Source organism: Nocardia sp. NPDC050378 (genome assembly GCF_040655675.1).
Classification (GTDB): domain Bacteria; phylum Actinomycetota; class Actinomycetes; order Mycobacteriales; family Mycobacteriaceae; genus Nocardia; species Nocardia coubleae.
Genome location: NZ_JBFAKI010000039.1, coordinates 1 through 4,420 on the forward strand (window position 1 = coordinate 1; position 4,420 = coordinate 4,420).

A 4,420-nucleotide genomic window follows, 5' to 3' on the forward strand; every position below is an offset into this window, starting at 1 on the left:
GCCGCGCGAACAGCGCTCGAAGCGCATGCGCGAAGCGCGAGTCTCGAGCGCTGTTCGCGCGGCCCTCCAGGGGCCGCGCTCGAGCGCGCAAGCGCTCCAAAAACACAGCCGATACCATTTGGGCCCAACACCCCAAAGGTGCCAGCCGGTCTACGGCACGCGAATGATCAACGCGTCACCCTGACCACCACCACCGCACAGCGCGGCAGCACCCACGCCACCACCGCGACGCTTCAGTTCCAGCGCCAGGTGCAGCAGGATCCGGGCGCCGGACATGCCGAGCGGGTGACCGATGGAGATGGCGCCGCCGTTGACGTTCACCTTCTCCGGGTCGTAGCCGAGCTTGCGGGTGGAGGACACACCCACGGCGGCGAACGCCTCGTTGATCTCGATGAGGTCCAGGTCGGCGGGCGTGATGCCCTCCTTGGCGCAGGCGGCCAGGATGGCGTTGGCCGGCTGGTCCTGCAGGGTCGAATCCGGTCCGGCGACCTGACCCGAGGCGCCGATCTCCGCGATCCACTCGAGGCCGAGCTCCTCGGCCTTCGCCTTGCTCATCACGACCACCGCGGCCGCACCGTCGGAGATCTGCGAGGCGGTGCCCGCGGTGACGGTGCCGTCCTTGCGGAAGGCCGGACGCAGCTTGCCGAGCGACTCGACGGTGGTGTCGGTGCGGATGCCCTCGTCCTCGGTGACGTAGACCGGGTCGCCCTTGCGCTGCGGCACGGCCACCGGCACGACCTCGCCCTCGAACACACCGTTCTTCCACGCGGCCGCGGCACGCTGGTGCGAGGCGGCGGCGAAGGCGTCCTGCTCCTCGCGACTCACCTTGTCGAGGTCGTTGCGATCCTCGGTGAGCAGACCCATCGCCTGATCGGTGATGACGTCGTGCAGGCCGTCGTAGGCCATGTGGTCGACGAGGGTGGTGTTGCCGTACTTGAAGCCCTCGCGGCTCTTGGGCAGCAGGTGCGGAGTCTGGCTCATCGACTCCATGCCGCCCGCCACGACGATCTCGTGCTCGCCCGCGCGAATCAGCTGATCCGCCAGCGCGATCGCGTTGATGCCCGACAGGCACACCTTGTTGACGAGCACCGACGGCACGTCCATCGGGATACCCGCGGCGATGGCGGCCTGACGCGCGGGCAGCTGCCCCGCGCCGGCCTGCAGCACCTGGCCGAGGATCACGTACTGGACCTGCTCGGGCGCGACGCCACCCTTCTCCAGGGCGGCTTTGATGGCCACACCGGCCAGATCCGAGGCCTTGAAGTCCTTCAGACCGCCAAGCAGCCGCCCGACCGGGGTACGCGCACCGGACACGATGACAGAAGTGGTCACGCAAGCCTCGCATTCATAGTTCGAACCTGTACTCAACGGTAACCCCTGCACACCGGCGGCTGGAACGCAGGTCGCGCTAGCTTCGTGGGGTGACCAATGCGAACTTCATCCCCGCCGACTACGTCATCGCCGTCGATCATGTGGGCATCGCCGTGCCCGACCTCGACACCGCGGTGGCCTGGTACACCGACAACCTCGGCATGGTCGAGACCCATCGCGAGGTGAACGAGGCCCAGGGCGTCGTCGAGGCGATGCTGTCGTGCCCGGCCGCCGCCGACCGCGCGACCGCCCTGCAATTGCTGGCCCCGCTCACGCCCGAGTCGACCATCGCCAAGTTCATCGACCGCAGCGGCCCCGGACTGCAGCAGCTGGCCTACCGGGTCACCGATATCGAGGCCGTTTCGGGCTTCTTACGCGACCGTGGGCTGCGTTTGCTGTACGAGGCGCCTCGACACGGAACCGCTGATTCTCGCATCAATTTCGTCCATCCGAAGGATGCTGGGGGTGTGCTGATCGAGCTCGTGGAGCCGAACCCGGATGTTACGCACTAGTAGGCCGGTCCGACCGGGAAATCTCGGCGAGATCACATTCCTGGTCGAGTCTCCATCGTGTCGCTCGAGGCTGTATTTTGTGTGCCATGTCGTCACCTGAGTCCGATCGCAATCGCTTCGTTGCACTGCCCTTCACCGTTGTGCGCAAGGGTTATGCGCAAGACGAGGTGCGCAACTACTTCGACCGCTTCGACGCGGAGCTTCGCGTCACCGCCACCGACCGGGATGCTGCCGCCGCGCAGGCCCGCAATCTCGCCGCCCAGCTGGAAGACGCCCGGGACGAGATCGACGAGCTCCGCAAGGAGGTCGACCGGCTCTCCGTGCCGCCGACCACCGCCGAAGGTATGTCCGACCGTATCTCGCGCATGCTGCGCCTTGCCTCGGACGAAGCGTCCGAGGTTCGCGCACTGGCCCAGGCCGAGGCTGCCGAGATGGTGTCGATCGCCGAGCAGCAGGCCACCGAGATGCGTGGCAAGTACGAGTCGCTGCTCGCGGAGACCAAGGAGAAGCGCGAGGCGCTCGAGATCGAGTTCGAGCAGACCCTCGCGAAGGCGCGCACCGAGTCGACCAAGATCATCGAGGCCGCCCAGGCCGAGGCCGAGCGTCTCGCCAAGGAGGCCGAGGCCAAGCGCAAGGCCACCCAGCAGGACTTCGAGGCCACCATGAACGATCGGCGCACCAAGCTGACTCGTGCCATGGAGGAGCTCGAGGCCACCAGTCGCGCCGAGGCCGCCCAGCGGATCAAGGACGCGACCGACGAGGCCAACCGCCTCATCAGCTCCGCCACCCAGACCTCCGAGCGCAAGATCGCGCACGCGAAGGAACTGGCCGAGGAGATGCGCGTGCTGCGCGGCCGGGTCCTGGCCCAGCTGCTCGGTATCCGCGGCCAGCTCGACTCGGTGCCCGCCATGCTCGCGGCGGTCAACCGGGAGAGCGAACTGCTCGACGGCGCCCCGGAGCGCAAGTCGATCAGCAACAACAACAATGGCAACAACAAGTCCGTCTCGGGCTCGCGCCAGAACAAGGCCATCCCGGAGGTCTCCGACGAGGACATCGTCGACGAGGACCGCGAGAGCGCCGACGTCAACTGACCCTGTCGGACTCTGCGACGACACGTCTACACCTGGAAAACTGGAGGCCACCTCGAATCATCGAGGTGGCCTCCAGTTTTCGGCGTCTCGGCCGCTTTTCGGCGTCTCGGCCGGGATCAGGACCAGCGGCGCGTGATTCCCCGTGTGCGCCTGCCGTTCCAGCAACCCTGATGCCAGTGCCTACGGTCGTCCTCACCGCCCTCGACGGCCCACGCGACGATATGGGCCACCCCCGGCGCGATCTCGTGGTCACAGCCCGGGCAGCGATAGGTCTTCACCGCCCGCGCACCGGGAACCGTTCGCACGACATAGATCTCGTCGCCGCCCGGACCCTCCTCGGTGCGCCCGTACACGTCGCCGAGCGGCAGCGGCCCGCTACGGCGTTCCTGGCGCGGTTTACGACGCGGCATGGCACTGCTTCCTAGAACAACCGGAAAACGTTGCTCTCGGTGCCACGCAGCTCGTCGTAATCGAGCGTGAGGCAACGGATCCCCCGGTCCTCGGCGAGTATCTTCGCCTGCGGCTTGATCTGCTGGGCCGCGAACACTCCGCGCACCGGCGCGAGCAGCGGGTCGCGGTTGAGCAGTGCCAGGTACCGGGTGAGCTGTTCGACGCCGTCGATATCGCCGCGGCGCTTGATCTCCACCGCGACCGTCGCGCCGTCGGCGTCGCGGCACAGCAGATCGACGGGGCCGATCGCGGTCATGTACTCACGGCGCACCAGGGTGTATCCCTCGCCGAGCTTGGTGACATGCTCGGCGAGCAGCTCCTGCAGGTGCGCCTCCACACCGTCTTTCACGAGGCCGGGATCGACACCGAGCTCATGCGAGGAATCGTGCTCGATCTCCTCGATCGCGATGCGCAGTTCCTCACCGGCCTTGTTGGTCACCACCCACAGGGCCTTGAAGTTGTTCTCGGGTGCATGCATGGGCTCCTCGCGCAGCGGACGCACACCCTCGGGCAGTTCCGCCGGCGGGTTCAACGAGGCGACGTCGCGCTCCTGGAGCCAGCACGGCGGGCTCATCCAGTTGAGCGGCTTGTACGAGCCGCCGTCGGAATGCACCAGCACCGAACCGTCGGCCTTGATGAGCAAGAGCCTGCGGGCCATCGGGAGGTGAGCGGTCAGCCGACCGACGTAATCGACCTGGCAACGAGCAATGACAAGGCGCACCCGGCCACTGTACCGCCTCCCCGAAATTCGGCCGACGGCCTAGGAATGGGGTAACGAACCAATCGGGCATGCGGTATGTCGTTACCGCGTTATGGCCGTACCCGGGGAGTTACCCATGTACTCCCGAAATCCGTTGTTGCGAAACGCAAAGAAGCCCCCAGCGCAATGCTGAGGGCTTCTTCGCAATGATTGTCCGGCGGTGTCCTACTCTCCCACACCCTGTCGAGTGCAGTACCATCGGCGCAGGTGGCCTTAGCTTCCGGGTTCGGAATGGG

Annotated in this window: 5 protein-coding genes; 2 read left to right on the forward strand and 3 right to left on the reverse strand. The window is 66.8% G+C overall.

Annotated features, from left to right (window positions below; all coding sequences use genetic code 11):
• Positions 1-150 precede the first annotated feature (150 nt).
• Entirely contained in the window at positions 151-1,332 is a 1,182-nt protein-coding gene (locus AB0I35_RS32285; RefSeq protein WP_357400099.1) for an acetyl-CoA C-acetyltransferase, read from the reverse strand.
• An 89-nt stretch (positions 1,333-1,421) separates the two neighbouring features.
• Between AB0I35_RS32285 and mce the strand changes: the two genes are divergently transcribed.
• Positions 1,422-1,883 (forward strand): methylmalonyl-CoA epimerase, encoded by a 462-nt coding sequence (gene mce, locus AB0I35_RS32290; RefSeq protein WP_357400100.1) that lies wholly within the window; start codon positions 1,422-1,424, stop codon positions 1,881-1,883.
• An 86-nt stretch (positions 1,884-1,969) separates the two neighbouring features.
• A complete protein-coding gene (locus AB0I35_RS32295; protein WP_067498215.1) occupies positions 1,970-2,974 on the forward strand; it encodes a hypothetical protein in 1,005 nt (334 codons plus the stop codon).
• 116 nt (positions 2,975-3,090) lie between these two features.
• Here AB0I35_RS32295 and AB0I35_RS32300 read toward each other — a convergent pair whose 3' ends face one another.
• A complete protein-coding gene (locus tag AB0I35_RS32300; RefSeq protein ID WP_357400101.1) occupies positions 3,091-3,384 on the reverse strand; it encodes an ATP/GTP-binding protein in 294 nt (97 codons plus the stop codon).
• Between the two features lie 11 nt (positions 3,385-3,395).
• Complete coding sequence (nucS, locus tag AB0I35_RS32305) at positions 3,396-4,145, reverse strand: endonuclease NucS (protein ID WP_357400102.1); 750 nt, start codon at positions 4,143-4,145, stop codon at positions 3,396-3,398.
• Positions 4,146-4,420 lie beyond the last annotated feature (275 nt).